The following is a 19,794-nucleotide window of genomic DNA, read 5'->3' as shown; positions in this document are numbered from 1 at the left end:
TGGGATACTCCCGTATGGGAACGATTGGAGGTTAACATCATGAGCACTGCACCGATTCTGCTTCAAATGGAACATATCCACAAGCAGTTTTCAGGTATTCCTGCACTGAAGGATGTGGATTTCTCTGTAAAAGGTGGGGAGATTCATGCGCTGCTGGGTGCCAATGGTGCCGGTAAAAGCACGTTAATGAAAATTCTGTCCGGTGCCTATTCAATGGATCAGGGTACGATTCAGTTGAGTGGACAAGCGCTTCATTTGAGTTCTCCGGGAGACGCAAAGGCAAGTGGGATTCACTGTGTCTATCAGGAAGTGGATGCGGCACTGGTGCCACAGCTGACGGCTGCGGAGAACATTATGTTGGATCAGTTGGCTTCATCTGCTGGGGGTTGGTGGAAAAGTCCACGGAAGCTGCAACAGCGCGCGGTTGAGGCGTTGAAGCAATTAGGGGCAGACATATCCGTTCACCAAAAAGTGGCCGATCTGACACTTGCAGAAAAACAGATGATATTGCTGGCGCGGATTTTGATCCAGGATGCCAAAGTCATCATTTTTGATGAACCGACTGCACCGCTGAGCCAGGAAGAAACGGATGCATTTTTCCGGATTGTTCATCTCCTGAAGGATCGGGGCGTAGCCTGTATTTTCATTACCCATCGTCTTGCTGAAGTGACGGGTCACTGTGATCGCGTTACGGTTATGAGAGATGGACAACATGTATTTACTGGTGAAGCAAAGGGACTGACGATCAACGATTTGGTTACTCAGATGTTAGGCAAACCATTTGAAGAAGAATTTCCAAAGACGGAAGCGCCCGTGGGGGAACTGCTTTTGGAGGCGCGTGGGCTTCGTCGTGGAGTGAAGGTTAAAGGTGTTAACCTCTCTGTAAGCCGAGGTGAAGTCCTCGCTGTGGTGGGTCTGGTAGGCGCGGGTAAAACGGAAAGCTCTCGTTTGCTGATTGGTGCAGATCGGCTGGAGGGAGGCGAGATCCGGCTTAACAACCGTAATCTCCGTCTGTCTCAGCCTGCGGATGCGGCGGCTCTGGGGATTGTTTCTGTACCCGAGGAGCGACGTAAACAAGGAATCCTGATTCAGGAGAACGTGGAACGGAATTTAAGTCTTCCTTTGCTAAGTCGTCTTAGTACATTAGGTTTCGTAAGCCGCAAGCGGGAACGTCTAAACGCAGAGTCATTGGTGAAACAGCTTGGAATTAAAACATCGTCCGTGAAACAGGAAGTGAAATATCTAAGCGGTGGTAACCAGCAAAAGGTAGCCATTGGTAAATGGCTTAATGCGGATGCGGATGTATTTATATTTGATGAGCCAACCAAAGGCGTAGATATTGGGGCAAAAAGTGACATTTTCCGCATCATTAATGAACTGGCTTTGGCGGGCAAGGGTGTAATCTATTTCACCTGTGAACTGGATGAAGGCATGGGAATTGGTGACCGAATCGCTGTCATGTGCGAAGGTGTTATCGTAAAAGAGTTCAAACGAGGCGAGACTAACCAAGAACAGCTGCTATACTATGCAAGCGGTGGACAAGAGGTGCAATCATGAAGGATAAATCACTGGATTTTGCGTTCCGTTACGGGGCGATTATAGTCATCATAGGTGTTATCGCATTTTTCGGCATTAAATTGCCTTATTTCTTTACGTACAGTAACTTGACCGATATTTTGGGCTCGATCTCTATCGTTACTTTTGTAGCGATCGGTGTTACGTTATCTCTCATTGTTGATGGATTCGATCTCTCGGTTGGGGCGACTGTCTCATTAACTACCGTCGTTACTGCTTCGTTAATGATTTGGTATCAACAACCACTGGCGATCGTCATTATCGTGCCATTGATTATCGGGGCTGTTATTGGTTTACTGAACGCTTTGCTCATTGTAAAAATGCGTATTCCGGATTTGCTCGCAACCCTTGCCACGATGTACATCATCGGAGGTATTCACAAAACGTATGCACAGGGATATACCATTTACAATCACATGCAGTTCCCTGACGGGAGCAAAGCTGCGGGAGAGATGGACCCGACATTTCTACTTATAGGACAGGGTAAATGGCTTGGTATGCCGATATCGGTTATCATGTTAATTATTGCGGTAATAGGTGTGCATATCTTTTTGACGTATACGAAATATGGGCGTCAGATGTACATTACAGGTGGTAATGAGGAAGCTGCACGGTTGTCTGGAATCAAGGTGAAAAAGGTGCGTACACTCGCCTATGTAGCCGCTGGAGTGTTTGCAGCAATCGGGGGTATCATCTATGCCTCCAAAGTAGGATCTGGGCAAATCGATGCTGGATCACCGTTGTTAATGGAATCCGTAGCTGCAGTATTTGTCGGTTTCTCTGTGTTTGGTGCGGGTAAACCCAATGTCATCGGAACCTTCATTGGTTCGGTTCTGATTGGTGTACTTGTGAACGGTTTAACGATGATGAACGTACAGTATTTCACACATGATATTGTAAAAGGTGGAGTTCTCGTGCTTGCCCTGGCGGTTACATTTTACGTCTTAAACCGCAACCGGACTTGAAATTGTGGGCTGTCTGTATTAGTATGAAATTTGTTCGGCGTCTGAAATGCCCGTGGTTTCAGACGATATTCTGCCGAAAATGACTGTTGACCGCAGGCGGAGATTTGTGTTCAGCGCTCAAGATGTACGTAGATTTTTTGCGTATGAACGTATATTTCGCTATAAAACGGAAACACAGTATAACATTCAGGACATTGATACAGGAGGTGAAAAACAAATGAACAAATCAGACTTGATTACACACGTATCTGAAGCGACTGAATTGTCCAAGAAAGATGTAACGAAAGCGGTTGATGCCGTATTCGAAGCAATCTCTGAGGCTCTTCAAAGCGGAGATAAAGTACAATTGGTTGGTTTTGGGAACTTCGAAGTTCGCGAGCGCTCTGCACGTAAAGGACGCAACCCGCAAACAGGTGAAGAAATCGAAATTCCTGCGAGCAAAATTCCTGCATTCAAACCAGGTAAAGCGCTCAAAGACGGAATTAAATAAGATTTCTACATATTCCATATGTCGACAAAAAGACCGTGACTTGTTCACGGCCTTTTCTTTTGCCCTTTAACGATGATTCTTGCGGTTCATTCGTATAAGGCGCAGGTTGACAAATGAAACAATCTTAATCATCATTAACGCTATCGAACTAAAGAAGGGGACATGCGTGATGGATCATCCAACCGGCAATGATTATATTGTAATTAAGGCAGAGGAAAATGGTGTCCAGGTGATCGGATTAACCCGAGGTCAGGATACACGTTTTCACCACACCGAGAAATTGGACAAAGGTGAAGTGATGTTTGCCCAATTTACCACCCATACTTCAGCTATTAAAATCCGGGGCAAAGCCACGCTGATTACCAAGCATGGACAGATTGAATCGGAGTAATGGACAGATTGAATACATTCAAATGAAGATTGCAGGCATAGCCTGCTTTTTTTCATTGTACAATGAGGTATGAGCCTTTACCGGACAGACTACACTAACAGGTAAAGGCAGGGAGGCGTATATGAAACCGCGGATGATTGTTACTGCTTCAATGCTGGCAACGGTTGCGGCGGTCTTTCTGCTTGTTGCGATACAAACCTTACATATGCGTACATGGGGCGGGGACAACGTACAGCCTGCCTCTGCATCACATCATCCAGTTCAGCTAACGAATGACAATCTGGTTGATGTGCTAAGCTCTATGCAACTATCAACGCCCATTGCAAGAGTGGAATGGAAACAGTCCATTTTGAGACTGGACCTCAAAGTTCAAGGAACGGGTACAAGTTACACTGAAATCTATGAGAACATTGCAGCTGTAGCGGATCTGGGCTTTCGGAGTCTGGATAACGTGGATCAGGTGCTGCTGCGTGTGATGGCAGAAGATGAATGGATGCATAAACGACATCTGTTACTTGCTGCTGATATTCGGCGTGGAGAGTGGCCTCTGTATGCAATTGAAACATTACGGAACTGGAAAAGTGCGGCCTTTTCAGATGAATTGAAGGACTGGTTTCATTTGATGGAGACCGAACTCTGGAAGAAGCAATTCGAAATGACAAGTCAGGGGTAATAGAATAGCAGGATTCAGTGCGTGCCCGTTCAACATATGCTATAATATATAAGATTGTAGTGCAGAAAAGGTTTAACAATGTTAAGGCTCGGAGGCTGAGAATGAATTCATATCGCGTACCCCAACTAGCAAAGAAATATACGGATTACGACATGATTCGACAACATACGGAAATCCCATCATTTCCGGATAGCCGGGCACGTCTGTTGCAGGTATTTGTGGGCCGCACAGACGAAAAGGTGCATCAAGAGTTATATGCTCTTGCAACTTCGCTCGTTCAGTTGGCCATGGATACGCATGATCGAATCGATACCATTTCCGGTGAGCGGAAAGAGCAGGAGATGCGTTCACGTCAGTTGAATGTACTCGCCGGGGATTATTTAAGTAGCCGTTTTTATCAATTGCTTGCCCAAGCGGGCAGAATTGAAATGATTGGCAAACTCAGTGGTGCTGTATCCGGAGTGAACGCACGCAAGATGACGCTGTATGAACGGATGAAGAAGCTTCTCGTTTCGGCTGACGAATACTTGCGTGAAACGGTACAGCTGAGAATGCAGCTGTTTCTTTCATTTACAGGCATGATTCAACATAACGAAGAGTCTTTATGGAACAGCCTGTTGACCGAATTCAGCTCCTGCGAAACGATCGTGGAAGAACTGAAGCGGATGAATGACGCAAAACAATATCTTCACAGCTATGCATACTGGCACATTTACGAGCATGGTAATGACGATGAGCGCAATGTGTTGCGTCAGTCTGAATTGGATGCACGTGCATGGAACGCTATGGTGCTGAAGCATAGGGTTGGCGAGGTTTTGCTGGACAAGCTTCGCGAGTGTACACACCGCATTCAACTGTTGTTGCAAGACGAGGAAGGGCGAATGGGCTTGCATGAGATACATGCAATTCTAGAGCCTTACTTGGCATATTTGCAGCCTTCACATGCGGCAGTAAGGGAAGATTGAGGGGGAAACAGACGAATGGGGAGCGGAGAGACCAAACCGAAAGAAGAATATGTCCATTCGGTTTTTCAGAGTATAGCCGGAAAATATGATGTCATGAATGATATCCTAAGTTTCCGGAGGCACAAGGCTTGGCGTAAATTCACCATGAAAAAGATGAATATGTCCAAAGGCGATACCGGTCTTGATTTGTGCTGCGGCACATGTGACTGGACGCTTGCTATGGCAGAGGCAAGTGAAACGGGGCACATGCACGGACTTGATTTCAGTAGCAACATGCTGGAGGTCGGCCAGACAAAGATCAATGCGGTGCAACGTCAAAAACAGATTACCCTGACACAGGGAAATGCCATGTCACTTCCTTTTGAAGACAATTCGTTTGATTATGTGACGATCGGGTTTGGGTTGCGTAATGTACCTGATCTCAGACAAGTGTTGTCTGAAATGAAACGTGTGGTCAAACCGGGTGGTATGGTTGTGTGCCTGGAATTGTCCAAGCCAACATGGCAGCCGTTCAAAGGCATTTATTATTTTTATTTTGAGAAGGTTTTACCGAATCTTGCCAAAGTGTTTGCTAAAAGTTTTGAGCAGTACAAATGGCTGCCGGACTCACTGGCCATTTTCCCGGGAAGGCAGGAACTGGCAGACATTTTTGCAGAAACTGGATTACAACAAGTGCAGGCCTACCCTCTGACCGGAGGTATCGCGGCACTGCATATTGGAACCAAGGAGAATCAGCATGTTTAGGAAAATTCGCATCTTTTTAGAAATGATCAAGATTGAACACACGCTTTTTGCTTTACCTTTTGCATTTATGGGGGCGATCCTCGGCTCCATGGTAGTGAATGATACCTTCCCAAGCTGGATGCAGATCATGTGGGTATTGCTTGCGATGATCGGTGCACGTAGTGCGGCTTTTGGTTTGAACCGAATTATTGACCAAGCGATTGATAGCAAAAACCCGCGTACCGCGATGAGAGCCATCCCGGCAGGACTGTTGAAAAATGGGGAAGTTGTTATATTTGTCATTATCTCATTTATATTGTTATTCTGGGCCTCATCCAATCTTAATGTATTATCGATGCAGCTGTTACCTATTGCTGTGTTTATGTTGGTACTGTATTCGTACACCAAACGATTCACATGGTTATGCCACATTGTTCTCGGAATGACGATTGGTTTGGCACCACTTGGTGGCTGGGTAGCTGTAACAGGAACGATGGATTGGACAGCGATTGTGCTGTACGTTACGATTGTGTTCTGGACAGCGGGCTTTGATATTATCTATGCATGTCAGGATCTGGAATTTGATCAGGGAGAGGGTCTTCACTCCATACCTTCCCGTTTTGGCCTGGTTAAATCCTTGCAGATCGCCAAGTTCTTCCATGTGATTACTGCAATTGGTTTTCTTGCGTTATTGTTGATGACAGATCTGAGTTGGTGGTATGGCGCAGGCATGTTGGTGACGTATGGAATTCTGTTCTATCAACACTATATTGTATCGCCTAATGATATGAGCCGTGTTCAAACGGCGTTTTTTACCATGAACAGTTTGCTTAGTTTAATTGTATTTACGTTCACTCTGATTGATCTGGCGGTGAAATAAATGGTGCAGCAGCCGGACAATAAACGACTGGTTGTCGGAATTACCGGAGCGAGTGGCAGCATATATGGCATTCGATTAATTGAAACGCTGCTTGATTTGGAATATAACGTTCATCTGGTCATATCCAATGCAGGGTGGCGTGTACTGAAAGAAGAATTGGACTGGGATGTGACGAATCGGGACGCGGTGCTGGAAGACAAATTCGGCAACCGTGCCGGTTCTCTGATCTATCATCCTGTGAGTGATATAGGGGCCTCCATTGCAAGTGGTTCTTATCTGGCCGACGGCATGATTATCATGCCATGTTCGATGGGAACTCTTTCGTCCATCGCGCAGGGATCTTCGGATAATCTGATGTCTCGCGCAGCCGATGTTATGATGAAAGAGGGAAGAACATTGATCCTCGTACCGCGTGAGACGCCTCTTCATGCAATCCATCTGGAGAACATGCTGAAGCTTTCTCGTCTTGGTGTACGAATGATACCGGCTATGCCTGCTTTTTATTACAAACCTCAGACTATGGATGAGTTGATTCTGTTTTTGGTGGGGAAAGTGCTGGATAGCTTGCGCATCCCACATCAACTGTTTACAAGATGGGGAGAACCGGATGAACGGGGATAACGACTGAGTTCGATACAAGGCTGTTTTTTGCCAAAGTGTTGCTCGGTTTATTTGTCCCCCGAATCCCGGGGTATTGGTGAGCACTGATGGTGAGTCTTCATGAACCACAGTCTTGACCCATGCTCCGGCAACTTCTGTATTTTGTTTCAGAACAAGTCGCAGAGTTTAATTTTCGGGTGTCGGCTATGACATTCGGAGAAGAAAAACACGTTAGATTACCTTATAGAACAACACAAGCAAGAACGGTAAGCCGGGTTTTTCGTAATGCCTGCAGGCCCGACTTGCTGGAGGGGAAGGTAAGCATGAATTTATGGACTGACAATACGCTGATACGGGTGAACGAATGAAACTATTGGATATTTTCGGGTTGTTAAAAAAGGACATGGATTACATTGAGAAAGAATTGTATCGCAGTGTTCGAGGAGAACAGAAGCTGCTGAGTGAAACGTCACTTCATTTGCTCAAAGCAGGAGGAAAACGGTTGCGGCCCGTTTTTGTGTTACTTGGTGGGAAATTTGGTACATACGACATTGAACGTCTGAAGCTGGTTGCGGTTCCGCTGGAACTCATCCATTCGGCATCCCTCGTTCATGATGATGTCATTGATAATGCGGAGACACGCCGAGGCAAACCCACGGTGAAGTCAAAATGGGATAACCGGATTGCCATGTACACTGGAGACTATATCTACGGTAAGGCACTTGAAATGACTGCCGGATTATCCGATCCAGCGATTCATCGTATCCTTGCCAAAGCTATGGTACAGATGTCCATTGGTGAGATGGAGCAAATTCGCGACTTTTTCAATACGGGACAAAGTGTTCGTAACTATCTGCTGCGGATTCGCCGCAAAACAGCACTTCTGATTGCAGTTAGTTGTCAGTTAGGGGCATTGGCTACACGTGCGCCTGAGCATGTATCTTCCCTGCTGTATACGTACGGATACAATGTGGGGATGGCTTTCCAGATTCAAGATGATGTACTTGATCTGGTAGGTACTGAGAAACAACTTGGCAAGCCACCTGGCAGTGACATGAAGCAAGGAAATATCACTCTTCCTGTACTTTATGCCTTGGAAGAATCCGATCTGCGGGAACCTTTGCTTAAGGAGATTTCCCGTGTCCAGCATGAAGAAGGACGGGCAAGTGCATCGGATGCAATTGGAATGATTCGACAAAGTCAAGGAATTGCTAAAGCTGAAGCCCTTGCTGACCGATATATGAAGAAAGCGCTCGATGCTCTCGATCAGCTACCTAACATCAAGACGACCAAAAACCTGCGTGATATCGCTCATTTTGTGGTTAAACGTACACATTAAACAATGTATGACCTTCGACTCTCAGATTACTCATACCCAAAGATGAACAGAACTGTGAGATTCCTCATTGGGAGGATTTGGACATGTATGTTACAATCAGAGGGATTGCGTTTACATAGTGATTAACTTTGAACCGTGAGTGAGGAGTGAGCTGATGGATCGTACATTTTTGATGGTGAAGCCGGATGGTGTGCAGCGTGGATTGATCGGTCGAATTATTAGCCGTCTGGAAGACAAAGGATTTAAGTTGGTGGCAGGCAAATTGGTGCAGATGTCTGAGGATCAGGCAAAACGCCATTATGCTGAACATGAGGGTAAACCATTTTTCGATGATCTGGTTCGTTTTATCACATCGGGGCCTGTATTTGCCATGGTGTGGGAAGGCGACGATATTGTGGCGCTTGCGCGCATCGTCATCGGAAAAACCAATGTGAAGGAAGCAGCTCCAGGTACCATTCGCGGAGACTTCGCCAGCCACACACCACATAATCTGATTCATGGGGCAGATTCGCCGGAAAGTGCTTCCCGTGAAGCAGCAAATTTCTTTGCTTCAGATGAACTGGTGGTATACGACAAGAGCATCGCAGCCTGGTTGTAATTATTAGCCAAAAGGGTGATACACGATGCTGGAGCAAGAACAACTACTAGACCCGGATTACACCGGATTCATTCGTAAAATCAAAGAGAGCACAGGCATTGATCTTGCTCAATACAAGGAAGGCCAGATGAAAAGAAGGCTGACCACACTTCGCAACAAAAACGGGTTTCATACATTTTCTAACTTTTTTGAAGCTATGCAGAAAGATAAAACATTGTTCTACGAGTTCCTTGATCGTATGACGATTAACGTGTCGGAATTCTGGCGTAATCCCAATCGTTGGGAAGTGCTGCGGGACGAGATCCTGCCTGAGCTGCTGGGGTCCAAGCGTCGTGCTAAAGTTTGGAGTGCGGCCTGTTCAACAGGTGAAGAACCTTATACACTTGCCATGATTCTGGACACGATGGGCATTTTGAAGGACAGCTCCATTACGGCAAGTGATCTGGATGAAGGTGCATTGGCCAAAGCCAAGGAAGGGCGTTATATGGAACGCTCGCTTAAGGATGTGCCAAAGGAAACGGCGAACCGTTACTTCAAGCAGGATGGCTTGGTATACCGTATTGATGAGCAACTCAAAAATTCGATCAAGTTCATGAAACAAAATTTGCTGGTGGACCGTTTTGACGATGGGTACGATCTGATTGTGTGCCGAAATGTCATGATCTATTTTACCGAGGAAGCCAAAAACCTGTTGTATCACAAATTTGCAGCAAGTTTGCGTCCAGGCGGTATTTTGTTTGTGGGTAGTACGGAGCAGATCTTCTCCCCGGGACAATATGGTCTGGAGACAGCAGAGACATTCTTCTATCGGAAAAAATAATGATAATGGTTGTTCAGCCGTCTGAAGCACATGTACATGTGTTCAGGCGGTTATTTGTATACCAAGTACAAGAAAGCGCCGACTTTCTTGTCAAAGCCGGTCAGCTATACTATAATAAGCAAAGAAATTATGGGATTTTAGCAATGTGAAGTTTAACAGTTTAAAGGGGGAACGTATTATGAGTTTACGCTATTTAACCGCAGGGGAGACGCACGGACCCCAATTGACCGCTATTATTGAAGGATTGCCAAGTAATTTGACGATTGATTTTGAAGAACTGAATTTCCAGCTTCACCGCCGCCAAAAGGGATATGGCCGTGGACGCCGGATGCAGATCGAGAAGGATCAGGCGAATTTTGTTGGTGGTATCCGTCACGGATATACAACAGGTGCTCCGGTAGCGCTGGTTGTTCAAAATAACGACTGGAAACATTGGCAGAATATTATGAATATTGAGCCGATTGAAGGCAGTGACGAAGAGAAACGTCGCGTTCATCGCCCTCGTCCCGGACACGCTGATCTGAACGGTGGACTCAAGTATAATCATAAAGACTTGCGTAACGTACTGGAGCGCTCCAGTGCACGTGAGACAACGGTACGTGTGGCATGTGGTGCCATTGCACGTCAATTCCTGGCTGAATTCGGAATCAAGGTAGCTGGACGTGTACTTCGTATTGGAGAGATCGAAGCTCCGTATCAGGACCTTCCGATTGATGAACTGATCGCAGTGACAGAAGCTTCCTCTGTACGTGTTACGGATGCTGAGACAGAGAAGAAGATGGAAGCCTACATTGACCAGATTAAACAAGAAGGCGATTCCATCGGAGGAATAGTGGAATGTATCGTTGAAGGTGTACCTATTGGTCTTGGTAGTTATGTTCAATACGATCGCAAACTGGATGCACGAATCGCTCAAGGCGTAATGTCCATTAATGCATTCAAAGGTGTAGAGATTGGTATCGGATTCGAAGCCGGAGTCATTCGAGGATCACAGGTGCATGATGAGATCATGCATACGGATGAGCGCGGCTACCACCGGGCAACCAACCGTCTGGGTGGATTCGAAGGTGGTATGACAAACGGTATGCCAGTCGTTGTACGTGGTGTGATGAAGCCGATCCCAACGTTGTATAAGCCACTGCAAAGTGTCGATATTGATACAAAAGAAGCATTTACGGCTCAGGTTGAGCGCTCGGACGCTTGTGCTGTACCAGCAGCGAGTGTGGTTATGGAGCATGTTGTAGCGTGGGAAATTGCCAAAGCATTCCTGGAGAAATTCGGCGGGGATTCCATGGAAGAGATCCGTGCTAATGTTGCTAGTTATAATGCTCAACTGGAGAATTACTAATATGCGTCAGCTGACGGTACAGTTGGAGGAACGCTCATATCCGATTCTGATTGGCAGCGGTCTATTGGCACAAGCCCCTCAATATTTTGAGCAATATGGGTTGACCAAAAAAAGTCCGTTACTCATCATTACAGATGAAAATGTGGCTCCCAAATACTTGTCAGGTTTGGAGCAAACGCTGCGTACGGCTGGTTATACAGTCGTATCGGCGGTTGTACCCTCTGGTGAAACATCGAAATCCCTTTCGGTGTACCAGGATATGATGACCGTTGCGATCGAAGGCAAACTGGATCGGAGTTCTGCGATTCTGGCCTTAGGTGGTGGTGTCGTAGGTGATCTGGCTGGTTTTGTTGCCGCTACATATATGCGTGGAATCAAGTTTGTTCAAGTGCCTACAACGATTTTGGCGCATGACAGCAGTGTAGGCGGCAAGGTGGCTGTCAATCATCCGCTGGCCAAAAATATGATTGGTGCATTCCACCAGCCCGAGCTAGTGCTCTATGATGTGGACACACTTCAATCCTTGCCGCCACGAGATGTATCGGCAGGGTTGTCAGAGATGCTGAAGCACGGGCTGATCCGTGATGAGGCTTTTGCACATTGGTGTGAGGAACATGCGGAAGAACTGCTTGCGCTTAATCCGGAAGCACTTGGATACGGCTTGGAACGTGGATGTGGCATTAAGGCGGAGATTGTATCCAGAGACGAACGTGAAAATGGAGAACGTGCGTTGTTGAACCTGGGACATACGATTGGTCATGCCATTGAAGCGATCGCCGGTTATGGAGAATTTCTGCACGGAGAAGCGATCTCGATCGGTATGGCTGGATCAGCATTGCTTGGTGAGAAGCTTGGTGCGCCAGCAGGGCTCTATGAAGATACGGTCCGCATGTTGCGTTCACTTCGCCTTCCAACAACGATGCCTGCGCATCTCGACACGGATGCATTAATGGAAGCGATGATGCATGACAAAAAGTTCCGTGAAGGTCATATGGTGTTTATCATTCCTGATCGGATTGGGGCTGCAAGAATTGTGAAGGACGTACCTGTGTCGGCAGTTCGGGACGTCATTGAAATGCTCAGGAAGGGAGAATAACAGCAATGGTCACACGGGGAATTCGCGGGGCTACAACAGTCACGCAGAACAACGAAGAACAGATTTTGAAGGAAACGGCTGTATTGTTGCAGGAGATCGTGGATCGCAATGAGATCCAACCGGAAGATATCTGCAGTGTGTGGATTACGTTAACTGGTGATCTGGATGCTGCTTTCCCGGCAAAAGCTATTCGTCAACTGGATGGCTGGGAACTCGTACCACTGATGTGTGCACTGGAGGTTCCTGTTAAAGGTGCCTTGGCGCAGTGCATTCGTTTCATGGTGCATGTGAATACAAACAAAGCTCAGAATGAAATCAACCATGTGTATCTGAACGGTGCACAGGCATTACGTCCGGATTTGGCAACACCTTCTGGTTCTTAAGTAGTGGGTTGTCAAACCGATCATAATGATGTATAGTGAGAACCAGTTGAGTAGAGTAGAGATTGAGCTGAGAGCAGCTGAGCTAGTGGAGTATATAGCAGAGTCCAGTGGGTGGTAACCGGGGCAACAGAAACCGGTCAACTGATTCACGGTACGTCGTGCTACGGAATAGCTAACAGGAACAGGGAAAACAAACGTGTCATAGGACATCTTTTGTTTTGATATATTTTGGTACAAACACAATCATTGCACTCTCCTATATTTACAAAATATTGGAATGAGTAGTTGGAGTGTTATAACTGATATATTTTCCCGAATTGGATGATGTGAGATGCATCAATTCAGCGACCTGTGAATAATCCGACAGCGAAGTATAGGGACTTGTTATTTATGAAGCATCACCCTGTTAAATACAGCTTATAACCAAACCTCTACCTGATGGTAGAGGTTTTTTTGTACATTGAATTGTTTCTTCTACCCCTATAAGTTCAACTAAACTTTTACACAAAAACGCAGAGGACAGAAATAACGTGAAGAAGCGGAGCGTTCGCATTTATCACCGGATTTTCCCTTTAGAAAAGAAATCAAAAAATCTGGGGATAACAGCGATCGGAAGGTTGTTCTGTCATCGGAGTGCTCAGTGTAAACCTCTTTAGTTGAACTTACCTAAATCTGAAAGGACGTGATCTGATGATAACGCCAAACGTTAATCAAGTACTGAAAATGTCGAATGAGTATAATCTGATTCCGGTAGTCAAACGGATTCTGGCAGATATGGAGACTCCGATTCGAATATTCCGCCGTTATGCTGACAACGACCGGGCATTCCTGTTGGAAAGTGTAGAGGGCGGTATCCAATGGGCGAGATACTCGTTCATCGGTACAGATCCGTTCCTGATGATTTCGGCCAAGAAGGGCCGTATTGTTGTAGAAGAAGCAGGGAAGACTCGTGAATTGCCAGGTAAACCGATCGAAGAACTGAAAGCACTGCTGCGTAAGTACCGCAGTCCAAAAGATGATGAACTGCCACCATTCACAGGTGGGGCAATTGGTTTCTTCGGATATGACCTGCTGTCCTATTATGAGAAACTTCCAGCTCACGCGCTGGATGACCTGAATATGGATGACATTCGCTTTATGTTCTGTGACCAGATTATCGTGTTTGACCATGTGAAGCAGCAGATGCTGCTCGTTGGTAATGTACACGTCAAGGACGGTGCAACGGATGACGAGATACGTCAAGCGTATGCAGTGACTTCGGAGAAGCTGGAGCAGGCGGCAGAACGTTTGCAACAGCAAGGACCAGGGGAGAACCTGAATCCGCGTTCCATTCCGGGAGACGTGGAACTGGGGGATATTCGCTCCAACCTCACGAAGGAGCAATTTATCGGTAATGTAGAGCAAGCCAAAGATTACATTCGCGCAGGTGATATTTTTCAAGTGGTATTATCTCAGCGTTTCCACATTGATACGGAAGTTTCTCCGCTTCACGTGTATCGTGTGCTTCGGACCCTGAATCCATCACCTTATATGTACTACCTCAAAATGGATGATGAGATTATCGTGGGTACTTCGCCAGAAGCGCTGGTCAAGGTGGACGGGAATCGTGTGGAGACACGACCGATTGCAGGTACACGTCCAAGGGGGGCAACAGAAGCGGAAGATCGTGCACTCGCTGCTGATCTGCTCCAGGATGAGAAGGAACGCGCGGAGCATCTGATGCTGGTTGATCTGGGTCGTAACGATCTGGGCCGGGTATCCAGCTTCGGCAGTGTGAAGTGTGACATGTTCATGGAGATTGAACGGTATTCTCACGTTATGCACATGGTATCCAACGTTACGGGCGAGCTTAGAGAAGATAAGGATTTCTTCGATGCGTTTCTCTCATGCTTGCCAGCGGGTACCGTATCCGGAGCACCGAAACTGCGTGCAATGGAGATTATCGCGGAACTGGAGAAAGAGGCACGGGGTGCTTATGCAGGAGCCATCGGATACCTTGGTTTCTCGGGTAACATGGACTCCTGTATTACGATTCGTACGATTATTTTTAAAAAAGGAAAAGCATATGTACAGGCCGGAGCGGGAATCGTATGGGATTCTGTGCCTGAGAATGAATATGAGGAAACGGTTAACAAAGCTAAAGCATTGCTCAAGGCGATTCGAACAGCAGAAGCAATGTTTCCTGCCAAAGAAAAGGACAGCACGTTGAGACTGGCGAATGCAGACTACTTTGTCACACCAGCGGCCGCTAAGAACTGAGAGAGGAGAGACCGGAGATGAACATAAACCCAATAATGAATGAGAACCCTGTAACCCCTATTGCTGAGATTACTCGTGAGGAAGGCATGAAAAATGGCCTGGCGAAGATTCTAGAGGGCAGCCATCTGGAGCAAGCCGAAGCAAGAGATTTGATGTACTCGATCATGAGAGGTGAGGCAACGCCGGCTCAAATCGGAGGTTTGCTGATGGCGCTACGGATGAAGGGTGAAACGGTAGATGAGATCACCGGTTTTGCTGAAGCCATGCGTGGTCAGGGCGGACGAATTCTAACGGATGGCAGCGGCTTGCTGGACACTTGTGGAACAGGTGGATCGGGTATTCACAAATTCAACATTTCCACAGCATCCGCGATCATTGCTTCGGCCGTCTCGGTTCGGGTCGCCAAACATGGCAACCGTTCAGCTTCAGGCAAAGCGGGTAGTGCAGATGTATTAGAGGCACTCGGTGTAAATATCCATCTCAACGGTGAGCAGGCCAGACAATGTCTGGATGATATCGGAATCTGCTTCTGTTTTGCCCAGGTATATCACCCTTCCATGCGACATGCAGCAGGACCAAGAAAAGAGCTGGGGGTTCGTACCATTTTCAATATGCTCGGACCGTTAACGAATCCTGCGGGAGCAGATCGCCAACTGCTTGGCCTGTATGATCGTTCCCGGACGCCGATGATTGCTGAAGTACTGAATCGTCTTGGTCTCAAAAGAGCGTTGGTTGTGGCCAGCCATGATGGTCTGGATGAAATCAGTATCTCGGCACCAACTCAGGTATCTGAACTTCGCAATGGTGAAGTGCACACCTATGATATTGATCCACGTGATATGGGTTTGTCTCTACATCCGCTCGAAGCGGTACTTGGAGGAGATGCGGCACAGAATGCCGAAATTATTAAGAGGATCTTCCAGGGTGAGCAGAGTGCCTATCGTGATGTCGTTCTGTTGAATGCCGGAGCGTGCATCTATGTATCCGGTCTTGCAGATAGCATTGCTGAAGGGGTGACACTTGCCGCAGAAGCGGTAGATTCGGGCAAAGCTGCCGGGAAGCTTGAACAGTTAATTCATACAACGGAGGCGTATAGTCATGTATCTTGATCGAATCGTTGCAACCAAACATAAAGAAGTTGAAGTTCTTGCACAAACATTTAACATGGATGAAGCTATCCAAAAAATCGAACAACTACCCGCAACTCGAGGGTTTGAAAAAGCATTATCAAGCGGACGCAATCGCAAACTTGGCCTTATTGCTGAAGTGAAAAAAGCTTCGCCATCCAAAGGGTTAATTCGTCCGGATTTTCATCCGGTAGAGATTGCTGCTGCTTATGAGCGAGCGGGTGCAGACTGCATCTCCGTATTAACAGATGTGTCGTATTTTCAAGGCAGCAACGAGTACTTGCAGGCTATCCATCAAGCAGTGAACATTCCGCTATTGCGCAAGGATTTTATTATAGATGAACGACAGATTGCCGAGGCAAGATTGCTGGGTGCGGACGCGGTATTGCTGATTGCCAGTATTCTGACACCTGAACAGATTCGTCAATATCTGGAATTTGCCAAAAGTTTGGGGCTGGATGCCTTGATTGAAGTCCATGATCGAACAGAACTGGAGCAGGTATTGGAGATTCCGCAGGCAACACTTGTGGGCATCAACAATCGTAATTTGAAAACATTCGAAACCAGCCTGAACACGACACTGGATTTGATGGAATTGATTCCAAGTGGCGTTACCTTGATTAGCGAAAGTGGTATTGACGGACCAGAATCAACAGTACCTCTGATCCAGGCCGGTGTTCATGGTATTCTCGTAGGTGAGCATCTCATGCGCAAGGATGATGTCGAGGCGGCTGTATATGATCTGATGGGACCCAAATGATGAATACTTCCTTACACGATGGCACAGGCGACAGTATGTCAGAACTGAGAAACCCGCTGCCAGCGGCCGTAAAAATATGTGGACTTCAGGACGTTGAAGTGCTAAAATCGATGATAAACTTGCCTGTGGATTACATTGGTGTTGTTTTTGCCAAATCACGCCGCCGAATCGAACCCGAGCAGGCTGCTGCATTAAGAACGGTGTTGTTCGAATGGTCTACCTATGATCGGCCGAAGCTTGCGGGTGTATTTGTGAATCCTACGCTCGAAGAACTGGAACACATTATGGACATTGCTCAGCTGGATGTTATTCAACTGCATGGACAGGAGACTGCGGAATTTTGCCAGCAGGTGAAGCAGCGGTGGAATGCCGCAGTGTTCAAAGTTTTTTCTTTTCCCAAAGATGAAACGGGACCGGAAGCTGATGATGCAGCCATAAGGGCTCTTGATACTTATGATAAATACGTGGATGCGATATTGCTTGATACCCATGATCCTCTATATGGAGGGGGCTCCGGGAAAACGTTTGCCTGGGAGCGAATCCCTGCCTATGCTGAATGGGCAAAAAGTCGCGAAATTGCTCTGTTCGTTGCAGGAGGTTTGCAGCCGGACAATGTACAACAACTAATACAGACATATACACCTTTCGGCGTCGATGTATCCAGCGGCGTGGAGACTGAAGGTGTGAAGGATATTGCCAAAATTACAGCATTCGTAGAAAGGGTGAAGCAGGCATGACACATCAATTACCGGATCAACACGGGCGTTTCGGTCACTTCGGAGGCCGCTTTGTACCTGAGACACTAATGAACGCACTTATTGAGTTGGAGGAGGCATACAGCCACTTCTCTGAAGATGAGGAATTTAACAAGGAACTGAACTATCTGCTAAGCGAGTATTCTGGACGTGAAACGCCATTGTATCATGCAGAGCAATTGTCACGCCGATTGGGCGGACCGAAAATTTATCTGAAACGTGAAGATCTCAATCATACAGGCGCGCACAAAATTAACAACGCCATTGGACAAGGTTTGCTTGCCAAACGGATGGGCAAAAAGAAAGTTATTGCCGAAACGGGTGCAGGTCAACATGGCGTTGCGACCGCAACCGTAGCCGCATTGCTTGGACTGGAATGCAAAGTATTTATGGGCGAAGAAGATACAGAGCGTCAGCAGTTAAACGTATTTCGGATGAAGCTGCTCGGAGCAGAAGTAATTCCGGTGACGTCCGGAACACGGACACTGAAGGATGCTGGTAATGAAGCACTTCGCTACTGGGTCAGCAATGTAGAGGATACGTTCTATGTGCTCGGATCAGTGGTTGGTCCTCATCCATATCCGATGATGGTGCGGAATTTCCAACGTGTGATTGGTGATGAGACCCGTCGTCAGATTCAGGAGATCGAAGGGCGTTTGCCGGATGTAATTGTAGCCGCTGTTGGTGGAGGAAGTAATGCGATCGGTATGTTCTATCCATTTATCGGTGATCAGGATGTGAAACTTGTTGGTGTTGAAGCCGCAGGCAAAGGGGTCGAAACCAAGTATCACGCTGCGACGATGACCAAAGGTACGCATGGTGTATTCCAGGGATCTATGAGTTACCTGTTGCAGGATGAGTATGGACAGGTTCAGCCAGCGCATTCCATCTCGGCCGGACTTGATTATCCGGGTGTTGGTCCGGAGCATTCCTATCTCAAGGATATTGAACGGGCAAAATATGTACCGATCACGGATCAGGAAGCACTGGATGCCCTGCAACTCCTATGTCGGACGGAAGGAATCATTCCTGCTCTGGAGTCTGCACATGCGGTAGCTCAAGTTGTCAAACTGGCGCCTGAACTTACAGTAGATGATATTGTAGTCATTTGTCTGTCGGGACGTGGAGACAAGGATGTTGAATCGATCATGAAATACACGGGAGGTGACTTGGGATGAATCTGATGGACCAGACCTTCCAGCAATTGAAGGAACAGAATCGCACGGCACTTATTCCATTTTTAACCGTGGGAGACCCGGATTTGGATACAACGATTGATATCATCAAGGAGCTTGAACAGGCTGGAGCGGACATTTTGGAACTGGGTGTTCCCTATTCCGATCCGCTTGCAGATGGCCCTGTCATTCAGCGCGCTTCCGAACGTGCGCTGAAGAGCCAGATTACCATTCGTACTGTGATGGAAACCGCTGCAAAAGCTCGTAAGGCAGGTGTGAAACTGCCGTTTGTACTGTTCACCTATTATAATCCGGTATTGCAGACAGGCCTGGATGTATTCTTTGATGAATTGGTCAAACACGATATTAGTGGCATGATCATTCCGGACCTGCCAATTGAGGAAGCGGAAGAGATGCGAGAACGCGCAAATCGTGCTGGTGTGCATCTGGTGCCGCTTGTTGCACCTACCTCTAATGCCCGGATTGAGCGGATTGTAACGGGAGCGAGTGGCTTTATCTATTGTGTATCTTCCCTTGGGGTAACCGGAGAGAGAGCTTCTTTCTTTGATGGCGTAGAGAGCTTCATTGAGACGGTGAAAAGTCTGACAGACCTCCCTGTAGCGGTGGGTTTTGGTATCTCCAGTCATGAGCAGGTGGCACATTTCTCCCGCATCTGCGATGGCGTTGTTGTAGGTAGTGCCATTGTTCGTCAGGTGGAAGATGCGATTCCTCTGCTTGAAAATCCGGATACGCGTGCAGCGGGACTGTTGCAAATTGGTAACTTTGTGGCACAATTAAAGGGATAGAGATGTCCTGAAAGGACATCTTTTGGACACGTAAGGTGCACGCTGATTCGTGTCTAACATTATTTC

Annotated in this window: 21 protein-coding genes; all 21 read left to right on the top strand. The window is 47.0% G+C overall.

The window, feature by feature from the left end; genetic code table 11:
* The first annotated feature begins 39 nt into the window (after positions 1-39).
* The 21 genes from C170_RS06910 to trpA all read left to right on the top strand — a co-directional run bounded on the left by C170_RS06910 (position 40) and on the right by trpA (position 19,728).
* Positions 40-1,557, top strand: a complete 1,518-nt coding sequence (locus tag C170_RS06910) for a sugar ABC transporter ATP-binding protein (RefSeq protein ID WP_036607907.1) — start codon at positions 40-42, stop codon at positions 1,555-1,557.
* Complete coding sequence (locus C170_RS06905; RefSeq protein ID WP_036607696.1) at positions 1,554-2,540, top strand: ABC transporter permease; 987 nt, start codon at positions 1,554-1,556, stop codon at positions 2,538-2,540. Before C170_RS06910 ends, C170_RS06905 begins: the two co-directional genes overlap by 4 nt.
* A 217-nt stretch (positions 2,541-2,757) precedes the next feature.
* Positions 2,758-3,030, top strand: coding sequence for an HU family DNA-binding protein (locus C170_RS06900; RefSeq protein ID WP_024630670.1), 273 nt, complete (start codon positions 2,758-2,760; stop codon positions 3,028-3,030).
* 169 nt (positions 3,031-3,199) lie between these two features.
* A complete protein-coding gene (gene mtrB, locus C170_RS06895; protein ID WP_017687697.1) occupies positions 3,200-3,421 on the top strand; it encodes a trp RNA-binding attenuation protein MtrB in 222 nt (73 codons plus the stop codon).
* A gap of 121 nt (positions 3,422-3,542) precedes the next feature.
* Positions 3,543-4,094 carry a hypothetical protein gene (locus C170_RS06890; protein ID WP_036607694.1) on the top strand — a complete coding sequence of 184 codons (552 nt, stop codon included), beginning with the start codon at positions 3,543-3,545 and terminating at the stop codon, positions 4,092-4,094.
* A gap of 101 nt (positions 4,095-4,195) precedes the next feature.
* Positions 4,196-5,059 carry a heptaprenyl diphosphate synthase component 1 gene (locus C170_RS06885; RefSeq protein ID WP_036607692.1) on the top strand — a complete coding sequence of 288 codons (864 nt, stop codon included), beginning with the start codon at positions 4,196-4,198 and terminating at the stop codon, positions 5,057-5,059.
* Positions 5,060-5,074: 15 nt separating this feature from the next.
* Positions 5,075-5,803, top strand: a complete 729-nt coding sequence (locus C170_RS06880) for a demethylmenaquinone methyltransferase (RefSeq protein WP_036607690.1) — start codon at positions 5,075-5,077, stop codon at positions 5,801-5,803.
* Positions 5,796-6,662 (top strand): UbiA-like polyprenyltransferase, encoded by an 867-nt coding sequence (locus tag C170_RS06875; RefSeq protein ID WP_036607688.1) that lies wholly within the window; start codon positions 5,796-5,798, stop codon positions 6,660-6,662. Before C170_RS06880 ends, C170_RS06875 begins: the two co-directional genes overlap by 8 nt.
* Complete coding sequence (locus tag C170_RS06870; RefSeq protein WP_036607686.1) at positions 6,663-7,283, top strand: UbiX family flavin prenyltransferase; 621 nt, start codon at positions 6,663-6,665, stop codon at positions 7,281-7,283. It begins immediately after the preceding gene.
* Positions 7,284-7,626: 343 nt separating this feature from the next.
* Entirely contained in the window at positions 7,627-8,601 is a 975-nt protein-coding gene (locus C170_RS06865; RefSeq protein ID WP_017687703.1) for a polyprenyl synthetase family protein, read from the top strand.
* Positions 8,602-8,755: 154 nt separating this feature from the next.
* The gene (gene ndk, locus C170_RS06860; protein ID WP_017687704.1) at positions 8,756-9,199 is read left to right on the top strand and encodes a nucleoside-diphosphate kinase; all 444 of its coding nucleotides are present in this window, start codon (positions 8,756-8,758) and stop codon (positions 9,197-9,199) included.
* A gap of 25 nt (positions 9,200-9,224) precedes the next feature.
* On the top strand, positions 9,225-10,019 hold the full coding sequence (locus C170_RS06855) for a CheR family methyltransferase (RefSeq protein ID WP_036607684.1): 795 nt from the start codon (positions 9,225-9,227) through the stop codon (positions 10,017-10,019).
* A gap of 178 nt (positions 10,020-10,197) precedes the next feature.
* Positions 10,198-11,367: a chorismate synthase gene (gene aroC / locus C170_RS06850; RefSeq protein WP_036607682.1), complete on the top strand. Its 1,170-nt coding sequence runs from the start codon at positions 10,198-10,200 to the stop codon at positions 11,365-11,367.
* A 1-nt stretch (position 11,368) separates the two neighbouring features.
* Complete coding sequence (gene aroB, locus C170_RS06845) at positions 11,369-12,463, top strand: 3-dehydroquinate synthase (protein ID WP_036607679.1); 1,095 nt, start codon at positions 11,369-11,371, stop codon at positions 12,461-12,463.
* A 5-nt stretch (positions 12,464-12,468) separates the two neighbouring features.
* A complete protein-coding gene (gene aroH, locus C170_RS06840) occupies positions 12,469-12,846 on the top strand; it encodes a chorismate mutase (protein WP_036607677.1) in 378 nt (125 codons plus the stop codon).
* 690 nt (positions 12,847-13,536) lie between these two features.
* Complete coding sequence (gene trpE, locus C170_RS06835) at positions 13,537-15,105, top strand: anthranilate synthase component I (RefSeq protein ID WP_036607674.1); 1,569 nt, start codon at positions 13,537-13,539, stop codon at positions 15,103-15,105.
* Positions 15,106-15,173: 68 nt separating this feature from the next.
* Positions 15,174-16,214, top strand: coding sequence for an anthranilate phosphoribosyltransferase (gene trpD / locus C170_RS06830; protein ID WP_091034830.1), 1,041 nt, complete (start codon positions 15,174-15,176; stop codon positions 16,212-16,214).
* Positions 16,204-16,992, top strand: a complete 789-nt coding sequence (gene trpC, locus C170_RS06825; RefSeq protein WP_036607671.1) for an indole-3-glycerol phosphate synthase TrpC — start codon at positions 16,204-16,206, stop codon at positions 16,990-16,992. The genes trpD and trpC overlap by 11 nt, the downstream gene beginning before the upstream one ends.
* A gap of 35 nt (positions 16,993-17,027) precedes the next feature.
* Positions 17,028-17,729, top strand: a complete 702-nt coding sequence (locus C170_RS06820) for a phosphoribosylanthranilate isomerase (protein ID WP_036607903.1) — start codon at positions 17,028-17,030, stop codon at positions 17,727-17,729.
* On the top strand, positions 17,726-18,925 hold the full coding sequence (gene trpB / locus C170_RS06815) for a tryptophan synthase subunit beta (RefSeq protein WP_036607668.1): 1,200 nt from the start codon (positions 17,726-17,728) through the stop codon (positions 18,923-18,925). Before C170_RS06820 ends, trpB begins: the two co-directional genes overlap by 4 nt.
* Entirely contained in the window at positions 18,922-19,728 is an 807-nt protein-coding gene (gene trpA, locus C170_RS06810; RefSeq protein ID WP_036607666.1) for a tryptophan synthase subunit alpha, read from the top strand. The genes trpB and trpA overlap by 4 nt, the downstream gene beginning before the upstream one ends.
* Positions 19,729-19,794: the final 66 nt, after the last annotated feature.

The sequence above is a fragment of the Paenibacillus sp. FSL H7-689 genome (assembly GCF_000517905.1).
GTDB lineage: Bacteria > Bacillota > Bacilli > Paenibacillales > Paenibacillaceae > Paenibacillus > Paenibacillus amylolyticus.
This window is presented reverse-complemented; position numbering and strand designations above follow the sequence as displayed.

What these genes read in the sequence shown, in the direction of transcription:
- C170_RS06910 (WP_036607907.1), top strand. Translation starts at nt 40, where the DNA reads ATGAGCACTGCACCGATTCTGCTTCAAATGGAACATATCCACAAGCAG.
- C170_RS06905 (WP_036607696.1), top strand. Translation starts at nt 1,554, where the DNA reads ATGAAGGATAAATCACTGGATTTTGCGTTCCGTTACGGGGCGATTATA.
- C170_RS06900 (WP_024630670.1), top strand. Translation starts at nt 2,758, where the DNA reads ATGAACAAATCAGACTTGATTACACACGTATCTGAAGCGACTGAATTG.
- mtrB (WP_017687697.1), top strand. Translation starts at nt 3,200, where the DNA reads ATGGATCATCCAACCGGCAATGATTATATTGTAATTAAGGCAGAGGAA.
- C170_RS06890 (WP_036607694.1), top strand. Translation starts at nt 3,543, where the DNA reads ATGAAACCGCGGATGATTGTTACTGCTTCAATGCTGGCAACGGTTGCG.
- C170_RS06885 (WP_036607692.1), top strand. Translation starts at nt 4,196, where the DNA reads ATGAATTCATATCGCGTACCCCAACTAGCAAAGAAATATACGGATTAC.
- C170_RS06880 (WP_036607690.1), top strand. Translation starts at nt 5,075, where the DNA reads ATGGGGAGCGGAGAGACCAAACCGAAAGAAGAATATGTCCATTCGGTT.
- C170_RS06875 (WP_036607688.1), top strand. Translation starts at nt 5,796, where the DNA reads ATGTTTAGGAAAATTCGCATCTTTTTAGAAATGATCAAGATTGAACAC.
- C170_RS06870 (WP_036607686.1), top strand. Translation starts at nt 6,663, where the DNA reads ATGGTGCAGCAGCCGGACAATAAACGACTGGTTGTCGGAATTACCGGA.
- C170_RS06865 (WP_017687703.1), top strand. Translation starts at nt 7,627, where the DNA reads ATGAAACTATTGGATATTTTCGGGTTGTTAAAAAAGGACATGGATTAC.
- ndk (WP_017687704.1), top strand. Translation starts at nt 8,756, where the DNA reads ATGGATCGTACATTTTTGATGGTGAAGCCGGATGGTGTGCAGCGTGGA.
- C170_RS06855 (WP_036607684.1), top strand. Translation starts at nt 9,225, where the DNA reads ATGCTGGAGCAAGAACAACTACTAGACCCGGATTACACCGGATTCATT.
- aroC (WP_036607682.1), top strand. Translation starts at nt 10,198, where the DNA reads ATGAGTTTACGCTATTTAACCGCAGGGGAGACGCACGGACCCCAATTG.
- aroB (WP_036607679.1), top strand. Translation starts at nt 11,369, where the DNA reads ATGCGTCAGCTGACGGTACAGTTGGAGGAACGCTCATATCCGATTCTG.
- aroH (WP_036607677.1), top strand. Translation starts at nt 12,469, where the DNA reads ATGGTCACACGGGGAATTCGCGGGGCTACAACAGTCACGCAGAACAAC.
- trpE (WP_036607674.1), top strand. Translation starts at nt 13,537, where the DNA reads ATGATAACGCCAAACGTTAATCAAGTACTGAAAATGTCGAATGAGTAT.
- trpC (WP_036607671.1), top strand. Translation starts at nt 16,204, where the DNA reads ATGTATCTTGATCGAATCGTTGCAACCAAACATAAAGAAGTTGAAGTT.
- C170_RS06820 (WP_036607903.1), top strand. Translation starts at nt 17,028, where the DNA reads ATGTCAGAACTGAGAAACCCGCTGCCAGCGGCCGTAAAAATATGTGGA.
- trpB (WP_036607668.1), top strand. Translation starts at nt 17,726, where the DNA reads ATGACACATCAATTACCGGATCAACACGGGCGTTTCGGTCACTTCGGA.
- trpA (WP_036607666.1), top strand. Translation starts at nt 18,922, where the DNA reads ATGAATCTGATGGACCAGACCTTCCAGCAATTGAAGGAACAGAATCGC.